Origin of the sequence: Pseudoalteromonas sp. R3 (genome assembly GCF_004014715.1) — a bacterium.
GTDB lineage: Bacteria > Pseudomonadota > Gammaproteobacteria > Enterobacterales > Alteromonadaceae > Pseudoalteromonas.
The window spans coordinates 1,441,345-1,468,164 of the sequence record NZ_CP034835.1 but is presented as its reverse complement, the minus strand read 5'-3'; the positions used below and the strand labels follow the sequence as shown (position 1 = coordinate 1,468,164).

The window sequence follows — 26,820 nt, the reverse complement described above, 5'->3', positions numbered from 1 at the left end:
GTGAGCAGCTATCACTTAGTCAACCTCAGCGATAAGGTTGACTTCCTCTTCGGTTTGCTGGACTGCAGGAACCGCTTCAGCATTAGCTTGGTTAAACCAAGCCATAACACCCAACACAATGACCGACAAGAGCACGACGGATAACTTCACGCCACCTTGGTTACTATTCATAACGAGCGACTCATTTATTATTGTTTTTTTGATAACTTACTGAATGTAATAAGATGTCACAAGATGTTTTTTTATACAGTATTTTATACAAGGGGCAATCCTGTGTTTACGCCCCATTAGAAGAGTAACCATAGTTACTCTTCAGCCACATTAGTCAAGGTCGTTTTTTCCGTTCAATGACTGCAAAGAAAGCTCGTGCCCTTTAATAACCTAAGGTAGTGTCAACACAATGAGATAAAGGTTCATTGCTCTGCATTGCCTTCATATTCGAAACAATCTGTGCCATTGCGGTTTTCATGCTTGTCAGCGCTGCTACATGAGGTGTCATCGTGATTTTTGGATGGCGCCAGAACGGGTGTTCCTCAGCAACCGGCTCCTGTACAAAAACATCCAGCGTGGCAGCGGCTATCTGCTCTGTATTCAGTGCATGCAGCAGATCTGCTTCATTAATATGCGCACCTCGGGCTACGTTAATAATGACACCATGCGAAGGCATCGACTGAAATAACGTGTTGTCCAAAATCCCTCTGGTTTGTGGTGTTAATGGCAATAGACAAACAAGATAATCACACTGTGACGCAAACAAATGAAGCTGTTCTGCTCCCCAAAACTGTGAAATACCCGGCAAAGTTTTCTCACTTCTGGACCAGCCTATGACTTCAAAGTTGTTTTGCTGCATCTTTTTGGCAACCACCTGACCAAGTTGTCCCAGTCCCATAATACCGACCCGGTTACCACCACTTGCCCGCTTAGGACGCCAAAGTTGCTGTTGCTGCTGTTGGTAATACAGTGGTAAACGGAGCTTATGCGCCAACACATGCCCAAGCACGTATTGCGCCATATCGTCTGCAAGCGCCGGATCCACTATCCGACATACCCTGACCTCTGGCGGCAACTCAGACAATGGAATACCGTCGACACCAGCACCAAAGGACTGAACCACTTTGAGATTAGGCAACTGTTGCCATAGAGAGTCAGGTGCATTCCAGGCCAAAACAAATTCAACCTCAGCCAGATTACCTCCTTCAGGCCACTCTCTGATGTCTACCCCCGGCAGGTGTACTCTCAGCTGCGCCATCAGTTTGCTGTTGTCTCTGCCCGTTACACAGACTAATAATGCCATGCTCTTTCCCTTATTCTTTTTCAATCGCCACTACTGTAACAAAAATCCAATCTTAAGTTGTACTTACACGATAGCCATCAAACTGACATACAGCTGCAACTTGTTTGTCATGGAGAGTTTTTAATCTTGATGAAAAGCGGTTATAAAACGTGAGAATTGAAATATGATCAGTGTAGATAAGGTCATTGAAGCAAACCTGCCTCAATTAGAAAATTCACCTAAAGTAAAAGGGTTAGTAAAAAAGGGTCTGGGATACTTACTTCATGAACAGGAGTTTGTCGCCTTTGCTGATACCTACCCACACCTGCAGGGGCTTGAATTCGTAGAACAAGTCTTGGAAGAGCTCGACTTTGATGCACGCTTTAAACCCAAACAAATTGAGCACATTCCCAGTGAAGGCAGTGTCGTAATAGTCGCCAATCACCCAATTGGCTCATTAGATGCACTGGCATTGATAAAAGTATTGGCCCAGGTGCGTCCCGATTTAAAAGTCGTGGCCAACAGAATGCTCATGTCCATTACTCCTATGCACTCACTGCTGTTACCGGTAGATAATCTATCCGGTGCAAGCCGTAAACAAGAGCTGGCCAATATTCAACACCACCTTAAGCAAGACGGTGCCTTACTTATTTTTCCGGCCGGAGAAGTATCTCGCCTGGGGCCAACAGGTATTAAAGATTGCAAGTGGAACTCCGGGTTTTTGCGTATGGCCAAAAAGGCCAACTGCCCTATTTTGCCCATCTATATCAAAGCCAAAAATAGCCCCCTATTTTACGGCACTTCAATGATTTACAAACCCTTAGCCAGCTTGCTTCTGGTCAAAGAAATGTTTAAGCAGCGCCAAAAGTCCCTGGAATTCGAGATTGGTGCCAGTATTCCACCCGCCTCCTATCTGCTGGAAAACCTCAAAGACAAAGAAGTTGTTGCCCTGATCCGCAAGCAACTCTACCGACTAACCTCGAAAAAGTCTCTACCTCTAAAGACTCAGTCTCCAATCGCAGTTCCGGAGTGTAAAAAAGAGCTCAAACAGGCCATTGAAACCTGCGAGCGTTTGGGGGAAACCCAGGATGGTATGCAGATATATCTGTATCAATATCAGGGTAGCTCACCGATTTTCCGTGAGCTGGGCAGATTAAGAGAAATCGCATTTCGTGCCGTTGGTGAAGGCAGTGGCAAGCGTCGCGATATAGATAAGTATGACATGTACTACCAACACCTGGTGTTGTGGGATGCGAAACACCTTGAACTGGTCGGCGCCTATCGGCTGGCTAGTGCACAAACCGTCATCAATGAACAGGGTACGGAAGGCCTATATACCACCAGCTTGTTTAATTACTCTGAGCATATGCAACCCTATTTTGAACATGGCCTGGAATTAGGCAGAAGCTTTGTACAGCCAAAATATTGGGGACGCAAAAGCCTGGACTACCTTTGGTATGGTATAGGTGCTTTTGTCAAACGCTATCCGCACCATCGCTATCTGTTTGGTGCAGTTAGTCTATCCAACGCGCTGCCAGATAAAGCCAAAGCTATGCTTATTTACCATTACCAGCATTACTTTTCAAATTTGGCCTCCCTCGCGACCCCGAAAAACGAGTTTAAATTTACGCCCTCCCAGCAACAAGCCTTTGCTCAGCTATTTTGTGGTCATGATATTAAAGAGGATTTTGCTGAACTCAAACACATCATGGCAAACATGGGCGCGCAAGTGCCGACTTTGTTCAAGCAATATACTGAACTATGTGAGCCCGATGGTGTAAATTTCCTGAGTTTCAGCATAGACCCTGATTTTAATAACTGTATCGACGGCTTAGTTTTAGTTGACTTGACTCGGATCAAACCCCAAAAAGCCAAGCGTTATTTGGGAGAGAACATCTACGACTGATTGGTTGTTGCGGTTTTTTTATTTATACTCGCGCTCGGGAATCAACATTTGCGAGCGCGCATGATAAAAACAGTTCTACAACTCATTATTTTTGCCATTGTTTTTCTGGCTGTGACTGCCTACCAGGAACTCGGTATGCTAGCTGACGATGGCAAAGCCCCTGCCCCCTATTTTGCACTGCCCCTGCTAGAACAACCCACACAGCGTGCCACTATCAAGTCGCTACAAGGGCAGCAATCTGTGGTTTATTTTTTCGCCCCCTGGTGCAGTATTTGCCGATACAGCATGCCAAATCTTAACAAGCTACATGAGGCGGGCAAAGTGAATGCCGTTGCCATTGCGCTGGACTTTGAAAACACAGACGCTGTCAGCGCCTTTGTAGAGGATTTATCACTGAGCATGCCTGTTTTACTCGGCAATAGCAGTACTGCCTCCGATTACAAGATCAAAGCCTATCCCACTTATTATGTATTATCAGATGACCTGAAAGTGGTCGAGCGATCAGTTGGCTACTCCAGCGAGCTTGGGATACGTGCCAGACTCTGATTCAAGCTGCGCTAAGTGTAAGAAAGTGTTCGAGTAATCGACAATTTCTTACCCTAACGTAAAACAAAGGTACGATTTATTCTCATACACTAGTCCCCATTCTTATTCAGCTTAGATTCAACAAGGGACTAACATGACACTCTGCTCGCTCAAACAACCATTTGTACTGTCGCCCATTATGATTTGTATGGCGCTACAAGCTCAGGCAAATACTAGCGCAGACATAGAACACATCGAAGTGCATTACAAGCGCAGCTCTATTACTTCTCAAATTACTGAAGATACAGAAAAATTGATAGAAATGCCCGGTGCTATGGGCGACCCACTACGCGCTGTTTACGCATTGCCTGGCGTGGTCGCAGCCGGCGGCTCAATGAGTGCACCAGCGGTGCGAGGTTCTTCTCCCAGTGACAATATGTTTGAAGTGGATTTTATGCCCGCGGGCTATATTTTCCATGACTTCGGCAGCTCGATATTTAATCGCTATATTATCCAGGACTTTCAGCTCTATTCTGCAGGCTATGGCACAAGTTACAGCAATGCCACCGGTGCAGTCTTTGACGTGGCACTGCGCAACCCCAAATACCAGCCAGTCACCACAACGCTGGATCTGACCATGTTTAACGCAGGCGTATTCGTTGAAGGACAACTGAGTGACAGCACCGCTTTCTATGTCTCGGGCCGAAAAAGTACCCTCCCCTTATTCTTTGAAGAAGGCGAGGAGCTTGAAGATGACGATGGCGAACCAACTGGTGTGATCATCAATGATGCACCGGACGATCACGACTATCAGGGCAAGTTTTTGTGGGATATTAACGCCAACAACACCCTGACCTTCAACTTTACCGGCGCAGAAGACTCCGCTGCAGCCGGGTTTAACGAACGCTCCGAACTGGCGCAGAAGACCCCGGAGTTTCAGGGGGACGCGCGGTTTATCAGGGAGTTCAATAGTCAGAACGTGTTGTGGGACCACTATAATGACAAGTTACACCTGCGTGTTGGTATAGGTGCGCTGGACCATTCAGGCCGACTGGAATATGGCCGCCGCGCCACGGTATCTGCCGGCTATTTTGAAGAAGAGTCGGAAAAACAATATACCTACAAGGCACGCCTGAACTACCGTATTAATCCAGCCCATCAACTGATCTTAGATGCCGCTTACTTTGATAACGAAACAGAATATAGCTACGACACTTTCCAGTACTTATGTACTGAATTAGATCCCGACTGCGACCTGAAAAAAGGTGAGCGGATCAGCGGTAAGCGCAGCATAGACATCGATAGTGGCTTTGTTGGCCTCGCGCATATCTGGCAACTGAGCGATGACTGGCAGAGCGAGCTGGGAGTGCAGAGTCAGCATAACAAATACACCGATGAAACCTTTACCTCACCGCGTTTAGCAATCAGCTACTACGTTACCGAAAACAGTACTCTTACTGCCAAAGCAGGGCGTTACAATCGCATGCAGAATGTCGAACACATACTGCCAGAAATAGGCAATCCTAAACTTAAATCTCAAACCGCGGATCACTATACACTGGGATTCAGCCAGCAACTCGAAGACGAGTGGAGCTGGTCAATAGAAGGATATTACAAGACTATGGATGACCTGCCACTTGCCATAGATGATGGTCCCAATGCCGACGACTTATATAGTAACCAGGTTGAAGGGCGTGCATATGGTTTGGATGTGTTAATTAACAAAAATAAAACCGATAACTGGTATGGCTGGATAGCATTGAGTTATTCAAAGAGTGAACGTACCGATCTGAGTCGCAATGTGACCCGCGATTATTACGCCGATACACCACTGGTATTTAATGCCGTATTCCACTATGAGATTAATGAAAAGTGGCAAGGTGGTTTTAACTTTACCGCGCGCAGTGGTCAGGCTTATACGCCCATTGTTGGTGTGAGAGAAAACCCTGATCACGATGGTCGTTTCTTACCTGTTTATGGCGACCCCTTCTCTGAGCGCTTCAAAATTTACCACCGACTGGATATTCGGTTTGAGAGAAAAACTGAGATATTTGGTAACGATGGCAAATTAATTTTCGAACTAATGAACGCCTATGGTCAGGAAAATATTTCTTATATCGACCTGGATTATGACAGAGTTAAATCCGTCAATGACCTGTATATAGAGGAAGAGGAAGATGATTTCTCAATCCGCCCGTCGATTGGGTTTAGCGTGACCTTCTAACACTCCCCTGAAAAGGCCGATAGCTGACAATTGAGACTTGCGTTTTCGGCCTTCTCCTTGCATGATCGGCGCCTTTGATAGTCCGGAGACCTGAATCATGCCAAAAGCCTGTGCTTACCACATTTTAGTTAAAACCGAAAAAGAGTGCCTTGCCATTAAAGCTAAACTTGCCAAAGGCGGCGACTTCAACAAACTGGCCAAACAGCATTCTTTATGCCCATCGAAAAAACGGGGCGGTGACCTTGGCGAATTTAACAAAGGTGATATGGTTAAAGCATTCGATGATGTGGTCTTCAAAAAGCCGCTTTACGAAGTCCATGGTCCGGTCAAGACTAAGTTCGGTTACCACCTCATCAAAACTGTGTATCGCTCCTAAAGCATCATCGGTTTTCTCTATCATAGCCATCGGTTTTTGACGGTTTCATTTTGCCTGCAGGCCGATATACTAATTATCAAGCTCAATGATTTGGAGAACCCTATGTTTACTGTGATTTTTGGCCGTGAAGGCTGTCCTTACTGTGTCCGTGCAAAAGACTTGGCTGAGCGCCTGAGCAATGAACGCGACGATTTTAAGTTTCGCTACATTGATATCATTAAAGAAGGTGTCAGCAAGGCCGATTTGGAAAAATCCGCAGGCAAGCCCTGTCCAACCGTGCCACAAATTTTTGTTGACCAAGACCACATTGGTGGCTTTACCGAATTTGAAGCCTATGCCAAAGAGAATCTGGGCCTGTATCAGTAACACAGTGTCACACTACGCCTGCCTGAGTCGTCATTAAGCCGCAATTCAGGCATGATTTTCCCTTTAAAATAGCCACTTATCTGCCATTCTAATAATCAAGAAAAATAAATAAGTTTATTTTTTGACCAATATCAAATACCTACAAAATTAGTGCCAATTTATGCAAGCAATTGTTTTTTCTTTGCTGTACAATGCCGCCTCTTTTAACTTGTTGAGGCGCATTAATGTCAGAACCAGTCACGTTTGAATCTTTAGATCTTTCTCCTGCAATTTTAAAGGCAGTCGAAGAGCTGGGATATCAATCACCTTCTGAGATCCAGGCTCAATGTATACCGTTATTGCTAGAAAGAAAGGACGTGCTGGGACTAGCGCAGACGGGTACGGGCAAAACGGCGGCGTTCGCGTTGCCGCTATTAAACAATGTTGACGCATCCGTTAAGCAACCACAGATATTAGTATTGACTCCAACACGCGAACTGGCTTTACAGGTCGCGGAAGCCTTCAACCAATATGCAAAATACACCAAAGGTGTTGAAGTATTGGCTCTGTATGGCGGACAAAGCTATGGCGTACAGCTGAGTGCACTACGCCGTGGCGCACAGATCATCGTGGCAACACCGGGTCGTTTGATTGACCACATTAACCGTAAGACCATCGATTTGTCGGATCTGAAAGCCTTGGTGCTGGACGAAGCCGATGAGATGCTACGCATGGGCTTTATCGATGATGTTGAAAGCATCATGGAAAAAACACCAGTAGAGAAGCAAACCTGTTTGTTCTCTGCAACCATGCCAAAGCAGATCCAATCTATTTGTTCTAAGTACTTAGATAACGCAGAGCAAGTAAAAATCACACCACGTAACTCGACTGTTGACACAATCGAGCAAGTTTACTGGCGTGCAACGACACATAAAAACAAAGCCATCGTACGCTTCTTAGAAGCGGAAGACTACGATGCGTCTATCGTGTTTGTTCGTACTCGTAATGATACTGTTCAGCTTGCTGAACTACTTGAACGCGAAGGCTTCTCTGCGGCACCACTGAATGGTGACATGAACCAGCAAGCCCGTGAGCGTACGGTAGAGCGTCTGAAAAGTGGTCTGTTAGACATCGTTATCGCAACGGACGTTGCGGCACGTGGTCTGGACGTAGATCGTCTGAGCCTGGTTATCAACTATGATATCCCGCAAGACAGCGAAGCCTATGTACACCGTATCGGTCGTACAGGTCGTGCTGGTCGTAAAGGTAAAGCTATTCTGTTCGTAAAAGGTAATGAGCGTTACCTGCTACGTAACATCATGCGCCATACCCGCTCTGATATCGAGCAGGTTGAACTGCCTAACGCGAAAGTCGTTGAGCAAAAGCGTATTGAAGCACTACAAAGTAAACTAAGCCTGGCGCTGGATCACAAAGACATCGAGTTCTTCAGTGAAGTAGCACAAGGCATGGCTGAGAAACTGGAACTGAGCCAAACTGAGCTGGCCGCTGCACTTCTGTGCCTGGCACAGCAGCAGTCGCCGCTGAAAGTTCAGGAAATTCAGGTGCAACGTGAGCGTCGCGAGCGCGATGGTAACCGTGACGGTAACCGCGAGCGTCGTGGTGAACGTGGCGAGCGTGGTGAGCGCAAAGGCAATGCACGTCGCAACACCGGTCCTATGGATACCTATCGTATCGAAGTCGGTCGTGAGCACGGCGTACAGGTCAAGAACATCGTTGGTGCGATTGCTAACGAAGCTGATATCTCAAGCAAGTTTATTGGTGAAATCCGTTTGTTTGATGAGCACAGCACCGTTCAGCTGCCTCAGGATATGCCGGCAGATACGCTGTCACACTTCCAAAGCGTTTACATTTGTCAGCGCCCAATGAAGATGACCAAGAGCACGCACCCTGCCGATCAGGGCAACGGTGGTGAACGTCGCGGTGGCGAACGTCGTTCAGGCGGTCGTGATGAGCGTCGCTTTGAAGGTCGTGGCGAACGTGGCGAAGGCCGAGGTGATCGCAAGCGCAGCTTCAAAGACCCACGTGGTGACAAGCGTGACGGCAGACGCAAAGAGCGTGGCGAGATCAGCTTTTCATAATCTGATTTAAACGAAAAAACCGCTTCAACTGAAGCGGTTTTTTTATACCTGTCGTATCACTTATTCAAAGTAGAGTTTATCTCTTTGCTTTTTACCCACTTCGTTCATGGTCGCCGCATCGAATAAGCGCCCATTGATCATGGTATATTGCACCTTGTCTGTAACCCGAATGTCTTTCAGCGGATCGCCATCAATCACTATCAGATCAGCCAGCTTACCAGCTTCCAGTGAGCCAATATGTTCATCCAGGCCAATGTAGCGTGCTGAGTCTAGCGTGGCTGCGCGTAATACCTCGTGTGCTGACATCCCTCCCTGAGCAAACATCCACATTTCCCAGTGTGCCGCAAGCCCTTCTCGCTGACCATGCGCCCCCAGATTCACCATAACGCCGAGGTCTTGTAGCTGAGCAGCAACCTGTGCATTACTAACATGATTGTAATGATGATCGGGCGCCTTAACACGACGTAATGAACGCGGCAGTAGCTGAGATTTAGGCACAAACTTGCTCAGACGAGGGTGATTCCACACATCAGTTTTGTCATACCAGTAGTTTTCCCCCCAGATCCCACCATAAGCCACGCCCAGAGTTGGCGTATAACCAACCTCAGTTTGCGACCACAACTGGCGAATATCATCATAAATTTTGGCCACCGGAATAGAGTGCTCTACACCGGTATGCCCATCGACGACCATACTCAAATTGTGCTGCAGTAAAGAACCGCCCTCAGGTACGACCATCATACCGAGTTCACGACCAGCCTGAACAACCTGCTGTCGCTGGTCCCGACGTGGTTGGTTATATGACTTTACACTAAATGCGCCAACTTTTTGCAAGCGCTGCAGATGGAATTTGGCGTCTTCTAGAGAGTCAATGTGTGAAGTGTATCCGGCAACATTAGCACCATACAATATGGTTCCGGTTGAGAAGATGCGTGGGCCGACAATCATCCCCGCTTTTTGAAGCTCGCTGGCCGCGAAGATTTCCGTTGTATCATTGGAGGGATCGTGAATAGTGGTCACCCCCAGTGCCAAACCGGCCAAGTTTTTCCAGTTTTGTTGAGGAATGATTTCATCACTTCCCTGTGCACCATGTGCATGCACATCCACCAACCCCGGCATCAAGGTTTTACCTTTTATGTCTATGACTTTGGCCTTGCGAGGGATCCGGACGTCCGCTCTGTTGCCGACGGCCTTGATATGTTTGCCATCAGTTAGCAGCACGCCGTCCTGGATCACCTGCTCCCCCCGCATGGTGATAATATTGGCTCCAACCAATGCAATCATGCCCTCGGGCTCAGCCATCTTTTGAGTAAAACTAATGTCACTACCAGTGTTGAGTTTGATTTCGCTTTCAGCATTGTGTTTTATATCAAACATGCCAGCCAGCGAGGCATGATACAGTTGTGGGCCCAGGCTCCAGTAAAGCTTATCACTGGCCCCATTCCAACTGATGTTTTCACCAGAGCGTTCCGACAATTGTTTAACAGGGAACTGCTTATCCTGATGACTCAAAGTGATTGGCTTACCACGTTCGACAAACGGAGTAACAAATACTTTGAAGCGTTCGGCAAAGGCCAGATATTTGCCATCAGGTGATACCCTGAACTCAGTGGCATGCTCAGATTTATACACAGTTCGGCTTTGCTTGGTGTCGAGCTCGATGACCCTCAGCTCAGGAGTCGGTGCTTCTGCCATAACAAACAAGCGGTCATTGCTGCTGCCAAACTGAGGTTGGAAGCCCTGCTCAGCGATAAACTCAGACTCACCGCCCTTGCTGGATACGCGGTAGATCCCTGGGTTCAAAGACCAGTCGCGAGACAAAATGCTGCCACCTCGAACTTTGCGATAAACGACATGCTTGCCATCAGGGCTAAATGTCGGCTCTATATATTTACCAGCCTCACGTGTCAGGGTGTCCCCGCGGCCAGTTCGCGTTGATACCACACGAATGCTGCCCTGATTTTTGTCATCCCAGGTTACATAGACAATCTTCTTACCGTCTCGGGAAAACTGTGGATAGAGCTCGAAGTGCTCGCTTTGACGAGTCAGGCGTTTGACCTTACCACTGCTCAGATCACGCTTATATATATGCCCCAGTGCCTCAAAGATCGCTGTTTCACCATCTGGTGAGACCTGAACATGACGCAGCATCTTCACCTTAAACTCTGGTTCATCAATATCCTGTGTAAAGCGTAACGGCTTTTGCAGTTTTTTCGTGGTTTGTACTTCGAAAGGAATAACTCGACTGCGTTTATCGTCTATATCTAGTTTATGGATCTGCCCGCCAGTCCAAAATATAAGACTGTTGTTGTCAGGGGTCCAGGATAAAGTAGGATAGACACCATGGATAGCCCAGGTTTCCTGCATATCACGATCAAGTTGAGCATACAGTTTAGTTTCTTTACCTGAAGCTAAATCGTACAAATACAAAGCAGACTGAAAATCATCTCGCTTGATATAAGCCAGCGACTTACCATCTGGAGATGGTGTTGGGCGAATTGCTCCACCCATACCTTCAAGGATCACCTCGATCTCCCCGCTTTGGGTGTCAAAGCGTTTTATTTTGTAGATACCTTGAGTAGAGTCTTTTGAATAGTGGAAAGTTTTACCCGGTGTAGCGTCATGCGAAAAGTATATGTAACGGCCATCCGGCGAATACGCAGGCTCACCCAGATCTTTCTGATCGTTGTCTCGCTTGGTAAGCTGGATGCCCTTTCCACCCGCTTTGTGATACATCCAGACCTCTCCGGCTCCCAAAGAACGAGTGCCTGTAAAGTGCTTTCTTGCCACAATAAAATTGCCATCCGGACTCCATGCCGGGCTATTGAGCAGACGGAAAGTTTCATTGGTTATAGCTTGTTGCTGCGAGCCGTCGGCTTTCATAACCCAGATGTTGTCACCGCCTCCCTGATCAGAGGTAAAAGCAATATATTGGCCATCCGGACTAAAGCGTGGTTGCATCTGCCAGGCAATATCTGAGGTTAACTGCCGCGCCTTGCCCCCTTTGACTGACATCGTATAGATATCACCGAGCAAGTCGAAAACCAGCGTGGTTCCATCGGGGCTGACGTCCACATTCATCCAGGTTCCCTGAGAAACGCTGATGTTTGCATCGAAGAATTCGCCTTGAGGTGCATCAACCTGCCACTGTGGCGACTCATTGGCTGACAAACAGGTGCTACCTAGCGCCACTGAAACGGACAGGGCAAGCACCGTCTTAACTGTAGTGTTCATTCATTGTCTCTTGTTGTTATTGTCACCTCATCACAACAAAATTTAGCGATGCCTGCCATTAAAATGCTATCAACATGGTATTCTTTGCGGCTATTTGAGCCAATCTCGCGGATCGAATCGATAATAGTCACTCAGTAAATTGAACAGCTCCGGGTTTTCCTGCTTCAATTGCAGAGGTTTCTCGATAAAGGTCTCTGTGATCACGGCAAAAAACTCAGCTTCATTGGTCGCGCCATACTCATGTACTACATGTGGCATATGATACGCCAGTTGCGTTTTCAACTGCTGATAGGCCCGAGACAGCACTTCCCCCCATTTTTTGTAACTCATGCCTTTTGGCAGTTGTGGCGTGCCATTGGTTTGCCCAGTTTGCTGGTCCAGTTGATGGGCAAATTCATGAAACACCAGATTATGACCATCTTCAGGCAGACGATTGCCCTCCAGTACATCATGCCAACTTAATACCAGAGTGCCACCTGGCCAAGACTCACCCTGACGCACCACAGTATGGAAGCTGACTAACCCAGCACTGTCACGGCTATTCTGCCCGGCATAATAGCTGCTGGGGTAAAGTAAGATCTCTTTAACATTGGGATACAGCGGCCATTGCTGGTTAAGCACTAAAAGACAAGCATCCGCCGCGATGATCAAAGCCATTGCCCGGTTGGTTTTAAGACCGTCACGACCCAACAGGCGTTTTTCACCAAGAAACCACATAATATGGCGCTCCAATCTTGCTCTATCATGGTCGGTCATGTTTCGATAGATCGGCATGTATTTCAGTAGCACCTGCCTGTCCAGTTCGCTAAGGGACTGACCTTGATATTTGCGCCGCCAATAGGCTCGTTTTAGGTCATCAAACCGCCAATAGATAACACAAAACATGACCAGGGCGATGAGTAAACTGATTTCTGTCATAGTAATTACGTTTTGATAATTTAATTCTGAGATGCGCCCAATTGACAGCCTTTTCAAGCTGGATTTGCTAAAATCCCCGACACACTAAAAAATATCTATCAGTATCAACTCCGTATGTCACTGCCAATCGAACAGATAAAAACACAGTTTTGCGACTATTTAACCCGAGGCAACGTGATTGTCGCCGCAGCTACGGGCTCAGGAAAGTCCACGCAACTTCCTGTCTGGGCAGCCAAACAAGGACGGGTTCTGGTGATCCAGCCTCGCCGCATCGCCTGTACCTCGCTGGCTGAATATGTCGCGCAGCAGCAAAACAGTCCGATTGGTGAGCAGGTCGGATATGCAATCCGTTTTGAGGGTCTGTTTCAAGAAAACTCTGAGATAGTATTTGCAACGCCAGGCGTAGCATTGCGCTGGTACTTTGACAATCGCCTAAGCGATTTCGCCGTTGTCATGTTGGATGAATTCCATGAACGACGCTGGGATATGGACTTGTTACTCGCGATGTTGAAACGCCAAGCAGCCCATCGACTGGTCGTTACCTCCGCTACTTTGTCAGCCAACAGACTCGTCAGCTATTTAGATGCTCCTTTATTAACCTCCGAAGGAAAAATGTTTAACGTTGAAGAACGTTTTCTGGCTAAGGACATGCGCGCCATGCCCGACCGGGACCATCTAAGTGAGCGAGTAAAAGCGGCCTGCGACTACGCTTTGCAACGCACTTCGGGTGATATCCTGGTTTTTCTGCCTGGTAAAGGCGAAATCATGCAATGTGCCGCCCAGTTAAAAGTACTTGATGCCCTGGTGATCCCTCTGTTTAGTGGCTGTGCCCCTATCGATCAGCAAAGAGCGCTACAACAGCAGAACCAACAACGTATTATTCTGGCTACCAATGTAGCGGAAACCTCTCTGACTATTCCCAATATCACCTGTGTCATTGATTCAGGACTGGAACGACGTACCCACCTTAGAAATGGTAAAACAGTGCTGGGTCTGGATGCAATCGGTCGGGATTCGGCAAAGCAGCGGCTCGGCCGGGCCGGACGCACTCAGGAAGGACTTTGTTTACGCCTGTATGGGCAATACGCCCCATTGATAGACAGAACTCCACCCGAAGTACAACGAGAAGCGCTGACAGAGCTAGTGCTAGCTGCGGGGTGTGCAGCTGATGGGATCAATACACTGAGCTTTATCGATCCCATACCCGCAAGCTCCGGGCAAAAAGCGGTTGCACTGCTTCAACAAATAGGCGCACTAGATGAGTACAACCGTGCGACTGCACTCGGTAAACAACTATACCCTTTGCCGATAGATGTAGAACTCGGCCACCTGATCACCTGCATGCCGGACAACCGCCTGCGTCAGGCAATGATAGATGCCGTAGCGGTGATGTCTGTACCTACGCGCGTCTATCAGCTTCCGAGTGATGCTGATCAGCTGGATCAACTTTGCAAAGCGCTGCCAAACAACTGTGATCTGGAACTGATCATCGCACTGGTGCGCGGCAAGGCCCCTTTTTTGCGTATCGAGGAAGATGCTATCCGTGAAGCCCGACAATTCAGCGCACAACTGAGAGAAGCCTTCTCCCTGCCACCGCTCGACAAAGCCGCCAGTTATAACCGAGATGAGCTACTCAGAGCAATCGCTTCTGCTCGCCCGGACTGGTTATATATTAAAAGACACAATCGTCGCGGCGCATTCGGCAACGGCGTCAGCGAAGTCGTACCGGCCAAAGAATCACGGATTGCCGACAGCTGTGACGCTATGATAGTAATGGATACTTATGCTCTGGCGGGCAAAGGCGTCAAGCAGGCTACAACATTAGCAACATTGTCGGCGCCAGTGGCTATGTCTTTATTAGTTCAACATGCAAACACAGAAACTGTTCTTGAGCGCGCTTATATACAGGAAGGCGCAATATGGGTTGAGCAGGTAGAAACCTATGCTGGCGTATCTGTGCAAAAGCAGAACCAACGCGCTGAAGGTGCTTTGGTCATTCCTGCGTGTGTCAGCCTGATTGAGCAAGACCTTCTTTTCGAGGGGTTCATAAACAAGTGAGCACCATGCTGGCGTACGAGGCCCTCTACCATCAATATGAGCATAATATTGCACCGCAACAACCAGAAGCGTCCGGATGGATTGCCCAAACTTTGACAGAGCTCGGTGTTGAAACACAAGAAGATCTGGCGCTGATCGGTGTTGATGACCTCTATTATCAACCTATAGAGGACTGGATTATCAATCCGTTTATGGAAAAGTATCCGCTCCAGGTCGAATTGCCCGAACTGACCATGCTTGTTGCTTACAGTTTTAGCGCAAAACGCGTTTCATTAGAGTACATTTGTGGCAATAGAAAGGATGCACCAAAACGGTGGGAACTACCTGCCTGGCCGGGGTTTAAAATAAGATATAAGAAAGCCAGTAAAGTTGTGGACATTAAATAATCAGACCCAGAACTGACTTCAACCAAAATAACTGAGCGGAAGTCAGTTATAACTCTGGGCCTGTAAGCGTGGAGCTATCAAAGCTAACCTTAAAAAGTTAGCAAGAGGCTGAGCCGCAACCTGTTATCCGACCTGTTGCCTGAGAGTTTTTAAGTGCTTCCAACCCACGCTTTCTCGCTTCCTCGCGCTCTTTTCTGGTAGAGCAATAGACATTGGGAATATTCGAACCCAGAGAGGTAACTTGTTTACATCTGTGACCAGTATCTGCTTTTGCCACTTGGTTTGAAGAGCTTGTGCTATTACAGCCACTTACAAAAGCTAATACGATAAGAGAAAGTGCTATTTTAGTTTTCATAATTTATCCTTTTCTTGTCTGAATTTAAAAACAAATTCCAGCTATATGAAGATTACACGGATTCTGATCATTAACAAGTATTCAGCTTCCGTTTCCTCCCGTTATTCTTCCTACTCTTTGAGAAGTTCTGGTAGCCTCAATACCACGTTGGGCGGCTTCTTCTCGCTGTTTTTTCGTTGAGCAGTAAACATTAGGTATATTTGAACCCAGTGCTGTGACCTGCTTACAACGGTAACCAGCTTTAGCTGTATCACCAGAATCAGCATTGCGCTCCGATGAGGTTGTATTGCATCCAGACAAAAATACCAAAGTTAGTAGTGGAAGCACTATTTTCATTTTTTTATCTCCTTTAAAAAATCAAATTCCGTAATCAGCCATTCCCACCACTGATCACACTCGTTTGCCGAGAGTTTCTAACTGCTTCTTTAGCTTTCTCCCGAGCTTCCTCTCTTTGTTTCTTGGTCGAACAATAAGTGTTAGGGATATTGCTACCTAATGAACGCACTTGTTTACAACGATAGCCAGTGTCAGCTGTTTGGTCTGATTTTGTAGAATTACAACCACTGAGAAGCAGCATAGCCAATGCTGAAAGAGCAATTTGAAGTTTCATATTTCATCCTTTATATTTTTGTAGGTATAAATCAGGTTTTAAATCGTTTAAACCTTTGATTCTAGACACTTATAATATTTTAAAATGACCATTACCAAAACTTGTAGATACACGACCAATAACTACTATAAGTATAATTTGTTACAACTGTCAACACACGATACCAAACATTAAATTTTGCATATTAGAATGCGAAATTTTATTCTCATTAACCACAAAGAATAACAGAGAGGCTGGAGCCGACTATTAATTAAATCAATACCCACTTCTATATACATCTGTAGACGCAGTCATTAAAGAGCGCGGCTAGTGGTCTTATCATGTTTACTAGCGCCTCCCGCCCCAAATTAAATTTCAATTGCTTACAGAGCATGCTCTCTGAGATATACAAAGCTCATCAAAAAAAACAATTAATTAACAAAACAAGGTGATGATTCAGGAAAGCCTGCATAATAATTATGTGAAAATTTAAATCTATAACAATTTCACTTAATACCTGTTCAATTTGAAGGAGCAAATATGTCGCTAATGGTATTAACAATTTCTTATTTAGAACCTTTACCTAAGGTATAAGTTCGCAAATTTTTCCTCGCCTACATATATGTAGGCGCCTCAGCGATAGCTGGACGCGAGAGCAGTGTTATCGACGATATTTTCTCGCCTCAAAATAGAACATTTAATTAAGAAAATTAGTTTTAGAATTCAATCAGGGCAAGTTGATATAATTTATTCCACAATAAAAACAAATGAATTATAAAATATAAAAAAGAAAACATAGCTACATATATTATGCTGCCTTCCTGTGCAGATATAGCAACACAACTCTAGTATATTAAACTCTAAAAGCGACCAATATTACTCATGAGAGTCGCATTTATGCAACACCTCTAAATTTATCCAACCTATTGGAGTTAATGAGTTACTTTGGACTCGGCGCAAAAAAAATGCCAGTCAGCAAGGCTGACTGGCATCTCATTTCACTCTTGAGAGCGAATGCTACACTTTCAAAGTATTAGAAAGAGTAGTCTACGCTGATGTAGTAAGTGCGCATGAACTGGTCATAGTAACGACCTTCATAACCTACTAAGTGGCCTTCTGGATCTGCAAGTGAGAACGGAGGCTCTTTGTCAAGAAGGTTGTTGATACCGAACGTGATAGTTGTATCTTCAAAGCCACGGTAATCAATCTTATAGTCAGTCTTCACATAAGAAGGAATGTGTAGCTGTACGCGTTCAGTTGTAGGTGTACCATCAACCATTACTGGCTCTTTGATTGTACCTACACCAACAGTTGTTGGCGCATCTTCCCAACCAGACTTGTAGCTGAAGCGTAATGTATGAGCAAAATCACCGTGTGTTAGTGTATTTTGGATGTTCATTACATTACGGAAAACAACTTCTTCGTCTTCACCGTAACGGCCTAGGCTGCTTGTCCACTCGAAAGGAACAACACCTGGACGAGTGTACTCAGACTCAGTGATGTAAGTACCTTGAAGTACAGTTTTCAGCTCACCGAACGATAGCTCGTTAGTAAGCATTACTTGCCAGTCGATACCAGCTGTTACACTTTCACCGATGTTGATCGGAGAGTTTCTAAGTGCAACTTCTTGAATCGTTGGATCTGAACGGTTTGCTTGCAAGAAGAAGAAATCTGCGAACTTGTCAGCATTTGCGAACAGGTAAGCTTGGTCTGGGTACTGAACCTGATCTTCGATTTCAACTTTCCAGTAATCCATTTGGAAAGTGAAGTCTGTAGACGGAGAGTATACAAAACCAAATGTGCTCTGTGTAGACTGCTCAGGAACTAGGTCAGGGTTACCCTTGATGTTGTTCTGGTACTGAGTGTCACCTGCAGGACAGAATACTGCTTTAGAATCAGTTGAAGGCAGTGGACAAGTGAATGAAGAACCTGTTACACCCCAAGCTGTAAGCGGACGAGCGATGTCAGTCAGTGAAGCAACTTTAAAGCCAGTACCGATTGAACCACGGATAACTAAGTCGTCTGTCGCGTTGTAACGGAAGCTAACTTTGTAAGTTGTGTCGTTTTCGTCTTTACCGTAAGTTGTGCCGTTTAGAGTATCGTCAACTGCACCAACGTTATCGTAACGTAGAGCAAGGTTGAAGTTTAGGCTTTCAAGAACAGGAACCTGGAATTCAGCGAATGCACCCCAAGATTGACGCTCTAGTTTGTAGTCAAAATCGCCACCGCCGTCACCAAAACGCTTATCTGAAATGTTTTCAGCTGAACGTAGGTTTTCGTAGCTGTTTTCACGGATGTCAGCACCGTAACCAACATAAACTTCACCAGCTGGCAGTTCAAATACAGGCTGTGAAGCACGGAAGTCTAGTGAAACTAGCTCTGTGTTTGTTACAGACTCAGGTGCTCTCCACTGAGATGCATCTAGTGCACTAAGAGCATCTGCGTTAGACATGAAATCTTCGTAAGTAGTGAAGATATCAATTTGACCTGAAACAATTGCCGGTGCAAATGTGTCACCGTTGTAGTAACCACCAAGGATATTCTCTTCACGGTCTGAAGTAGAGTATACAAGTGCAGTGTTGAAATCGATGTTATCGAAAAGTGTACCTTCAACACCAGTGATCAGGTTCAATGCTTCTGCAGACCACTCAGTTGTACGGTTACCACCTGGTAGTGCACGCCAAGTACCACGGAACTCAGTTACCTTACCTTTTTCGTCATCAGTCAGGTGAGGCTCGCCATATTTAGCAAATAGCGGGCTTTCGATACCGATGTTGATGAAACCTGTAGGCTCTGGAGCGATACGAGGAGTTTGTGTGAAATCAGTATACGTTAACGTTGCAAAACCTGTTAAGTACTCAGAAATCGCTACGTCAGCTTGAAGAACAAGAGACGTACGCTCTGTTTCAGGGTAGATTTCTAGAGTACTTGTGTAGTCAAACAGACAACGAGGATCGTTAGTCGGCTTAGCAGTGTCTGGTGCACATGAACCATTTGCTTCAAGATGTGGAGTGAACCAACGGAAGTAAGAACCTTCAGTCAAAGCACCTGTCTCTGGGTCACGGCCACCAACTAGGATTTGCGCGTTACCTGGAATAGAGTTAGGAGAACCATTGATTGAGTAATATTGATTTTGGTTGTGTTCAAACTCAAGTAGACCTGTCTTAGCAAAGTCACGGTCTTTTGAACGCATTGGATCAGTTTTATCATGCGTTAATGAAGCAACAAGGCTGAACCCGTCTTGGTCGAAGTTACCGAAACCAGTTGTGAAGCTCAGGCTCATTTGCTCACCACCATCTTCTTGAGGGCGGTCGTAACGAACAGAAACAGTAGACTTGTCTACTTCGTCTTTAAGGATGAAGTTGATTACACCCGCGATAGCGTCTGAACCGTATAGTGCTGATGCACCGTCAGAAAGAACTTCAACACGCTCGATAGCTGCAAGAGGGATGGTGTTCAAGTCAACAGTGTTAGTTGAACCGAATGGTGCAATACGACGACCATTCAGTAGTACTAGTGTGTATTCTTCGTCAAGACCACGTAGTGCTGCTGTAGCAGTACCACCACCACCGCCACCTACTGACGATACTGGAGTAGTGAAACCCTGCATAGAAGGAATCTGAGCAACTAGGTCAGGTACAGATGTTACACCTGTAGCTTTGATGTCTTCTTCGCTCAGAATGTTAACAGGAAGTGCGCCTGCAAGGTCAGTACCCTTGATGCTTGAACCTGTTACTTCGATTTTTTCAATCTTCTCTTCTGCTTCTTCTGCGTTTACTGCAAAAGCAGTAGCAGACACAGCACCGTATACTAGTGCTAAGCGGACCGCTTTCGAGATCTTGCTATTTAACATTTGTTTTCTCCCTGGCTTTAAATATTTCTTTAAAGCATTGTTTTTATGTATTTTCTTACTTTTATATGGGTAACAAGTGACTACACTTTTAGCCATATTGGTGAAACATACTAATCGCATGAAAAACAAAAGGTCAACAACCTTTTTCAAAACCGGAATAAAAATACCACACAAAAAACACAAAAACCCTTCAAAAACAAAAAGATAACAGAAAAAAATTATCTTACACTTTATTTTACACAGAACCCGTCTGTTTTTTGTTCTAAAAACAACCAAAAACTTGATGACAAGGTGGCAATATTGACGACTGTTCGATGTATTCAGGGTGAGGGTTTACGCCATTTGACAAGTTAGCGCTCAGAAACCTTGCAGGAAGGACAATAGACCGCTTAATAGCGTCTTTTTGATGGTTAAATTATTGTTATAAACGCAATTCGCAACTAGTCCAATTTTGCGATTTCACCGCCATGAAAATGCGAACAGACTGTTTTACAATGACACCCGGCGCCCGTCTCATCTACGACAGAAATTCAATTTGGGTACATATTTATATGATTCGCTCGTTCTTTACTCTAACCATGTGAACCAAACGGCGTTCAGTGTCAGCTTTTACAATTTTTGCAAACAGGAAAATGATTGTTGCTTCAATCGATACCGGCGCCTTACCTTAGCCAAATTAGTCGCTTTGCGGCAAGTTCAGCGACCTGTGATATATAGATTTTGAACAATGAAAAATCGCGCTGAAGCGCAATATCAACTATGCCCCGAGCGCCACCCAGCACTATCCCAGATGAAACTTGGCGGTCTTCGTCGATATGGATATCATAAGTTAATGGCATGTGAGATCTTTGACCTATGGCAATACTGTTCAATGAAGCCAAACAAAGCGATGACCCAGAGTAACGCATATTTTGATACATTTCTGACAGGTGCTGATATTTGCCAGCGGGAAGCAACTAGCCACTATGCAGGTGGAAAGATCAGAGCCATATAATATGGCCATGGGCATTTAAACTAGCGAAGAATTTGCTAGAGAAACTGCGTTGATAACATAAAAAATCCGACCTCATTTCTGAAGTCGGATTTTTATATTTTAAGGCGCGCTTAAAGCGCACTCACGCTCTATTTACTGCTCAGCAAATTAGAAGCTGATGTTGTAACCGGCGAAGATTTCGCGACCAATGTGGCCTGTATTGTAGATAGCATAGTCTTCGTAGAAGCCCTGGCTATTAAATACCACGCCTTTGTCAAACAGGTTACGTGCACCCAGAGTGAACGTACCATAGCCATCGCTGTAGTACTTCATGTTCAGGTTGTGGGTTACGTAAGTCGGAAGCGAGCCATCGTATACATTGAACGGTTCTTTACCATCGACTTTAACAACAGACTGCGTCTCGTAAGTATCAGCAATGATGTCTGTGGTCCAGTTCACTGTGTAATTATCAACTGCGTAGTTAACAGTGAACTGAGAACGCCATTCAGGTGTTTCCGGTGCGCCCTTCTCATCTTCACGAGGACCAGTGAAGTAAACATCTTCACCCACTTCTGTCAGCAAGGTGGTTACATTTCTGAACTTAAAGTCACCAAACGAAGTTTCTAGCTTGTAAGACAAGTCAATATCGAACCCTTTACGAGACATAGAAGCGCCGTTTGCATACTGAGTATATGCCTTCGAGATAACCCCATCAGCGTCGCGCTCGATGCCAACATATGAATATCTTGCCTGAACTTCGTCAAGCTTGCCGGCATTTTCAATATGTACCAGATCCTGCGCAGTGATGATTGAAATGACATTGTCGATTTCAAGCTCAAAGTAGTCAACTTTGATTGAGACATCTTCAAAGCCAGAATAAACCACACCCAAGTTCATATAGGTCGATTCTTCCGGACCAAGCTGGTCATTACCCTTACGCACCTCACTGACTGCAACCGTGCTGCATTTGATAGCAGGTGTGCCTTGAGCTGCACAGCTTACATAGTCAGTCACGCTCGGACTGCCTTTAGAGTCTTTTGCATTCAGCTCTTTCAGAGATGGCGCACGGAAGCCTTCTGAGTATGATGCACGAAGTAACAGATCATCAATCGGGCGGTAGTCCAGTTTCACACTTGGATTACCTTCACCACCGAAGTCGCTGTAATCGTCGTAACGATAGGCCGCGCTCAGTGTTAAATTATCCAAGATTGGAAATGCCACTTCATAGAATACTGCCGTTACATCACGCTCACCGGCACCTGAACCACCAGCATCGCCGCCGATCAGACCGGCTTCGTTTTGTGCGTCGTAACGTTGATCTAACGTCATATCGAAGTATTCAGCACCCACATAGTGCGAAATCGCACCAGCTTCTAGCTCACCCAGTTCAAAACCCAGACCTGCAAAGACGTGATCCAGTTCGCTCTGGCTTTCTGTGTAAGTGGTGGCACGCATATTCGCCTTGCCCTGCTCAGACTCAAGCGAAATTTTATTCAAAATATTGTGCGACAAACCAGCAACACTCAGATAGTAGCGACCTGCTGTACGGTAATCTAACTTTGCTTTGTGGTAAGACACTTCCCACTCAGCGGTATCACCAAACATGCCCTTCAGGCCAAGTGTATAGTCTTGCTGATAATCCGTTACCTCACCATCGCGATTACCTGTCTGATACCAGCGGAAATAGCCGTTTGCAACTTCACCCGTTGGGTTTAACGGGTGGTCCGCTGCCATATCTTCAAAATAGTCAGCAGGCGGAGCATAACGGCCAAATGAATCGTTACGGCTGAACATTGCACGTGCATACAGCTCTAACTCATCGGTGAGTTCATAATTAACACTGGCCATCGCAGAATCGCGCTTAGTCGATGCCATGTTGGCTGAAACATCTGCATGAGCATAAGCACAGACTTCACCGCCACCAACACCACCTAGGTTGGTGCCTTGGTCAAGCACACCAACAAAGCCTGGTACGGTTTTTGTTAATTCATCACATTTAGGTGAGGCGATATAACCACCACCTGATTTCTTTTTAAATGTTTCACCAAAGTAGCTAATACCCACAGTCTCGTCGTAGATAGAGATTAGGCCATCACCATTTCTATCTTCCATAGAAGCCGCTGTGTAGCTACGGTCACGAGAGAAGATTGGGTTACGCTGCTGGTGGTCGTATACAAATGTAATATTACCTTTGTCAGAGCTTACGCCAAATGCCATTGACATTTGCTTGGTGTCTGCACCTTCTGCTTCAGGGCGACCAACCTGGATATCGAAAGATACACCTTCGAAGTCTTTTTTCAGGATAACGTTAATAACACCGGCAATCGCGTCAGAACCATAGATAGCTGAAGCGCCATCTTTAAGAATTTCAATACGCTCTACCGCCGCCATTGGGATTGAGCTCAGGTTAGCACCACCACCGTTTAGTGAAGGTGAGCTACCCATACGCTTACCGTCGATCAACACCAAGGTACGGCCCGCACCGGCACCCAGTAAGCTTACAGTTGACTGCGACTGACCGCTGTTACCAGAACTTGGGATAACAGAGCCAAAGCTGTTAGAAGTCACACTTTGTAGTGCCTCAGCAACAGAGACTCGGCCCTGACCTTCGAATTCAGCGGTAGAGATCACTTCAACCGGGCTTGCACCTTCCATGTCGACACGCTTGATACGCGAGCCTGTGATTTCAATGCGTTCTACTTTTTCAGCACCGTCTTGTGCAGAGGCTGACTGTGCAATCACAGCCGTAGACGCAGCACCAAATGCCAGTGCTAAACGCACGGCCTTAGTTACTTTAGTGTTCAACATGTGTTTTCTCCCTGGGCTTACTCGTGGCGGTAAGCATGAGTATTGTTGGTATTTATAACGAGCTTGCTGGGTCTAATTTCAGCAGGCTCTGAATTTTCGCGACGGATACTAATCGCGACCTGTGTTAAGCGTCAAACCCCCACGACTTAACAGACAAGCACACCAAAAACACAATCAAAACCCAATGATTTAACAGGCCTTTAAAGTTAATTACTACTCACTTCAAAATAAATGCATTTTTTAATTGAATTCACAAAGGGGTTGTTCACAAAGAATGCAGGGACCAGTACCAGGAAAGAATTGCAAGTCGCATTTTGGTTAAAAAAAATATTTTAAAACTCAGTCTGTTCGCTGTTTTTTTATGCAAAAAATATCAACCAAACAAACCATTTTCAAAAAAGTTAGTATGTATTTACATTCAAATAAAGCTTTGTATGCAGTGATCTTTATTGGTGAATGGCAAATAGACTGAAAAAAAGATTTGCTTACAAGCAGCTAAAGAACCGCTTGCACGCAATTACAAATCTGAGGACAAATCCAGCGTGCGCTGGCCATGTAAACTGATAGCCTCCAGATCGATATCCGGCAGCATTTGATAAATAGGTAAGATCTGTTTCTCTATATAATGACTGTAATCGGGGTTTGCTAACGCTCCGCTTACCAGTTTAGGGCCTGATCTGCTAATATAGTACGCAACCTGACTCCCCTTACCGAGCACTCTGTCGATACCCAAGCTGTGCGCCTCTTTTGCGGCCCTGACATGTGGCGGAATATTCTTAACGTAGGCGTTAAGGGGTTTGCCCAGGCGTTTCTTATAGATGAGCTTGCTGTCTGCCTGGCCACTGTTGATTAAGGTAATATACTGTTCCGTCACAGATACCACATCCTGGCCATCAAACAGTGCCCTGATGACCGCTTGTTGGTACTCTTTCGCAATTTCAGTCCAGTCACTTCGCACCGTTTCCAATCCTTTGAACACCAGCTCAGTGCCCTGCTCTGTCTGTATTTGGCCGACATAGCGCTTTTTAGATCCCGTTTCCTGACCCCGGATAGTCGGCATAAAAAAAGGGCTATAGTGAGTTTCAAACTCAATTTCCAGATAGTTCGGCAAATTGAAATGGCTGTCTATATGCTTAGCCCAGCGCAGATTAATCTCCCTCATCAGACTTTCACCAAGTTGCTGACATTGCGCCGCGGATAAAGACTCAGGCACGCATACAAAGGTCGAATCCGTGTCACCATAAATGACTTCATACCCCATCTCTTCGATCCAGCCTCGTGTGGTTTGCATAATCTCGTGACCACGCAGGGTAATAGAACTGGACAATCGGGGATCATAAAACCGGCAACCCCGTGACCCCAGAACACCATACAGGCTATTCATAATAATCTTGATGGCCTGCTGCAGCATTTTCTCACCCCGGTCTTTAGCCTCCTGGCGTGCCTGCGCCAGCTGTGCGACTAACTTAGGTAGATGATGCTGAGTGCGGGAAAAAGCCCCTTTATTAAAGCCAGGAATAGCATCCTGGGGTGATTTTAGCCCTTCTATCAATCCCATAGGGTCGATATGAAAGGTGCGTATAATGGAGGGATAGAGGCTTTTGAAGTCGAGTACCAATACATTTTGATATAATCCGGGTCGTGAATCCATCACATAGCCCCCTGGGCTGTCAAATGTCAGGCCATGCTCACCCAGATTAGGCGCAATATAACCGCTGCGGTGCAATAAAGGCAGATATAAATTGGTGAATGCAGCCACTGATCCACCCATACGCTCCAACTCCAGACCCGTTAGCTGAGTTCGGGCAATAGCAAATTCCAGCAAAGACAGCTTAGTGAATATATCCCAAACCAGTACACAGTCCTGCAAGTTATAACCCGCCAGTGCCGGCTTGTCCTGGTGGAACAGGCGTATGATAGCTTCAAGCCTGTCGTCCTGCTCGATTAGTTTACCTGCCCCCAACACTTGCTGAGCAACATAAGCCAGCTTAAAGGTTTCAAAGTGGTAAGTGGCATTTTTCATCGTATCTATGCCATCCAGTACGACCCGACCCGCTATAAGTACCCGGGTAAAGTTCCCTTTCGATACTTGCATGGGCGTACCATCTCGCCCAAAACTGAGTGAGACGCCCAATGCTTCAGCCCTTTCATTCAATACCGCACAGTCAAACTCAATCACGTTCCAACCGATGATCACATCCGGATCCATGCGGTTAACTTCCTCAACCAGAGCCTGCAATAATGATAATTCATCGGCAACCCAACGCACATTTACTTCGGCGACTTCTGGCTCGCCTATCATAATTACAAGCCGTTGTGACTCTGTGACCAGCCCAACAGAGAACAGCACACCTTCCCCGCTACACTCAATGTCCAGCGACAACATAGACAACTTAGGGACAAAATGCGGTGATGGCTTTAACCGAGCCTGTCGGATTTCTATGTATCCGGCTTTTTCTACTGCCTGGCCAGATACCCAGGCACCTCCGCGAATAAACCGCTCCATCAGGTACCTGTCAGCATGGCGAATATCTGCCTCATACAAAGTAACGTGGTCGGTCAAACTCTCTTTACATTGATAGAAATCACTTAAATTTGAGCAGTAAAGAGCGCTAACCGGTGACTGGTCGAGGTGCTTGAGAGTGAGTGGTTTAAATTCAACTCCTGAGGTGAATTCAGCTATGCGGGTTTGCGCTCTTTTAGCGTCTGCACTGCGTATAAACAAGACCGCCTGCTGCGGCTCAGTGATCACTTTCAATAACCCTTGTGCAGATTTCAACCAGTAACATAAGTGCAATCGGTTGTTTAAATGGATCTGTTGCCGTGAAAGGATAAAGCCCTGATATACCGCTTGTGCCAAAGGAGATCCCCGCCTAGAATAGAATACCTGTAATTATA

Annotated in this window: 19 protein-coding genes; 8 read left to right on the top strand and 11 right to left on the bottom strand. The window is 45.9% G+C overall.

The genetic code is table 11. The annotated features are described in order from the left end of the window. Positions 1-15: 15 nt before the first annotated feature. Positions 16-171: a hypothetical protein gene (locus tag ELR70_RS24855; RefSeq protein ID WP_164881447.1), complete on the bottom strand. Its 156-nt coding sequence runs from the start codon at positions 169-171 to the stop codon at positions 16-18. Between the two features lie 202 nt (positions 172-373). Next, positions 374-1,294: a glyoxylate/hydroxypyruvate reductase A gene (locus tag ELR70_RS11125; protein WP_054014127.1), complete on the bottom strand. Its 921-nt coding sequence runs from the start codon at positions 1,292-1,294 to the stop codon at positions 374-376. A 163-nt stretch (positions 1,295-1,457) separates the two neighbouring features. On the opposite strand from ELR70_RS11125, the gene ELR70_RS11120 reads away from it, so the two are divergent. The 6 genes from ELR70_RS11120 (at position 1,458) to ELR70_RS11095 (ending at position 8,748) form a co-directional block, all read left to right on the top strand. After that, the gene (locus ELR70_RS11120; protein ID WP_054014128.1) at positions 1,458-3,179 is read left to right on the top strand and encodes a lysophospholipid acyltransferase family protein; all 1,722 of its coding nucleotides are present in this window, start codon (positions 1,458-1,460) and stop codon (positions 3,177-3,179) included. A gap of 60 nt (positions 3,180-3,239) precedes the next feature. Then, the gene (locus ELR70_RS11115) at positions 3,240-3,725 is read left to right on the top strand and encodes a TlpA disulfide reductase family protein (protein WP_054014238.1); all 486 of its coding nucleotides are present in this window, start codon (positions 3,240-3,242) and stop codon (positions 3,723-3,725) included. A 178-nt stretch (positions 3,726-3,903) separates the two neighbouring features. Further along, positions 3,904-5,928 carry a TonB-dependent receptor gene (locus ELR70_RS11110; RefSeq protein ID WP_235577060.1) on the top strand — a complete coding sequence of 675 codons (2,025 nt, stop codon included), beginning with the start codon at positions 3,904-3,906 and terminating at the stop codon, positions 5,926-5,928. A gap of 97 nt (positions 5,929-6,025) precedes the next feature. Next, entirely contained in the window at positions 6,026-6,304 is a 279-nt protein-coding gene (locus ELR70_RS11105) for a peptidylprolyl isomerase (protein WP_010382504.1), read from the top strand. 102 nt (positions 6,305-6,406) lie between these two features. Further along, the gene (locus tag ELR70_RS11100; RefSeq protein ID WP_054014130.1) at positions 6,407-6,670 is read left to right on the top strand and encodes a GrxA family glutaredoxin; all 264 of its coding nucleotides are present in this window, start codon (positions 6,407-6,409) and stop codon (positions 6,668-6,670) included. Between the two features lie 224 nt (positions 6,671-6,894). Further along, positions 6,895-8,748 carry a DEAD/DEAH box helicase gene (locus ELR70_RS11095; protein WP_054014131.1) on the top strand — a complete coding sequence of 618 codons (1,854 nt, stop codon included), beginning with the start codon at positions 6,895-6,897 and terminating at the stop codon, positions 8,746-8,748. Positions 8,749-8,808: 60 nt separating this feature from the next. On the opposite strand, the gene ELR70_RS11090 is transcribed toward ELR70_RS11095, so the two are convergent. Beyond that, a complete protein-coding gene (locus ELR70_RS11090) occupies positions 8,809-11,982 on the bottom strand; it encodes an amidohydrolase family protein (protein ID WP_054014132.1) in 3,174 nt (1,057 codons plus the stop codon). Between the two features lie 90 nt (positions 11,983-12,072). After that, positions 12,073-12,900 carry a M90 family metallopeptidase gene (locus ELR70_RS11085; RefSeq protein WP_054014239.1) on the bottom strand — a complete coding sequence of 276 codons (828 nt, stop codon included), beginning with the start codon at positions 12,898-12,900 and terminating at the stop codon, positions 12,073-12,075. A gap of 114 nt (positions 12,901-13,014) precedes the next feature. On the opposite strand from ELR70_RS11085, the gene ELR70_RS11080 reads away from it, so the two are divergent. Further along, positions 13,015-14,958, top strand: a complete 1,944-nt coding sequence (locus ELR70_RS11080) for a helicase-related protein (RefSeq protein ID WP_241566370.1) — start codon at positions 13,015-13,017, stop codon at positions 14,956-14,958. Continuing rightward, positions 14,955-15,344, top strand: a complete 390-nt coding sequence (locus ELR70_RS25390) for a hypothetical protein (protein WP_241566369.1) — start codon at positions 14,955-14,957, stop codon at positions 15,342-15,344. The genes ELR70_RS11080 and ELR70_RS25390 overlap by 4 nt, the downstream gene beginning before the upstream one ends. Before the next feature lie 97 nt (positions 15,345-15,441). On the opposite strand, the gene ELR70_RS11075 is transcribed toward ELR70_RS25390, so the two are convergent. The 7 genes from ELR70_RS11075 to ELR70_RS11045 all read right to left on the bottom strand — a co-directional run bounded on the left by ELR70_RS11075 (position 15,442) and on the right by ELR70_RS11045 (position 26,782). Then, on the bottom strand, positions 15,442-15,699 hold the full coding sequence (locus ELR70_RS11075) for a hypothetical protein (protein ID WP_128064577.1): 258 nt from the start codon (positions 15,697-15,699) through the stop codon (positions 15,442-15,444). An 81-nt stretch (positions 15,700-15,780) separates the two neighbouring features. Continuing rightward, a complete protein-coding gene (locus tag ELR70_RS11070) occupies positions 15,781-16,035 on the bottom strand; it encodes a hypothetical protein (RefSeq protein ID WP_128064576.1) in 255 nt (84 codons plus the stop codon). A 34-nt stretch (positions 16,036-16,069) separates the two neighbouring features. Beyond that, complete coding sequence (locus ELR70_RS11065) at positions 16,070-16,309, bottom strand: hypothetical protein (RefSeq protein WP_054014134.1); 240 nt, start codon at positions 16,307-16,309, stop codon at positions 16,070-16,072. A gap of 1,012 nt (positions 16,310-17,321) precedes the next feature. Further along, positions 17,322-20,417, bottom strand: a complete 3,096-nt coding sequence (locus tag ELR70_RS11060) for a TonB-dependent receptor (RefSeq protein ID WP_128064575.1) — start codon at positions 20,415-20,417, stop codon at positions 17,322-17,324. Positions 20,418-20,803: 386 nt separating this feature from the next. Then, positions 20,804-20,980, bottom strand: coding sequence for a hypothetical protein (locus tag ELR70_RS24850; protein ID WP_164881446.1), 177 nt, complete (start codon positions 20,978-20,980; stop codon positions 20,804-20,806). 302 nt (positions 20,981-21,282) lie between these two features. Then, positions 21,283-23,922 carry a TonB-dependent receptor gene (locus tag ELR70_RS11050; protein WP_054014136.1) on the bottom strand — a complete coding sequence of 880 codons (2,640 nt, stop codon included), beginning with the start codon at positions 23,920-23,922 and terminating at the stop codon, positions 21,283-21,285. A 517-nt stretch (positions 23,923-24,439) separates the two neighbouring features. After that, positions 24,440-26,782, bottom strand: coding sequence for a DNA polymerase II (locus ELR70_RS11045; RefSeq protein ID WP_054014137.1), 2,343 nt, complete (start codon positions 26,780-26,782; stop codon positions 24,440-24,442). Positions 26,783-26,820 lie beyond the last annotated feature (38 nt).